Origin of the sequence: Pelomicrobium sp. G1, from assembly GCF_051905455.1 — a bacterium.
Lineage (GTDB): Bacteria > Pseudomonadota > Gammaproteobacteria > Burkholderiales > UBA6910 > Pelomicrobium.
Window position 1 is genome coordinate 1 of sequence record NZ_JBQACR010000540.1, and the last position, 242, is coordinate 242.

Here is a 242-nt window from a genome sequence, read left to right on the forward strand (position 1 = left end):
GCCCGGAGATGGCGGCGGCGGCGGCCATCGCCGGGCATTTCATTGCCGTGCGGGAACTTCCTTCTTCCTAACGGAGGAAGCTCGCTCATGATACGCAGACTCGTGATTTCCATCATAGCCGTACTGCTCGTTGCAGGGCTCGCCGCCTGCACCACCACCCAGGGCCTCTGCAAGGACATCGAGGAGGGCGGCGCGGCGATCCCGCAGTCGGTCAAGTGAGCATGGAAAAGTTCATCCGTCTC

1 protein-coding gene is annotated in these 242 nt (G+C 62.8%); it reads left to right on the plus strand.

Annotated elements, in window-relative coordinates:
* Positions 1 to 87: 87 nt before the first annotated feature.
* Positions 88 to 219 (plus strand): entericidin A/B family lipoprotein, encoded by a 132-nt coding sequence (locus ACTFO6_RS19560; protein WP_439935967.1) that lies wholly within the window; start codon positions 88 to 90, stop codon positions 217 to 219.
* The last annotated feature ends 23 nt before the right edge of the window (positions 220 to 242 follow it).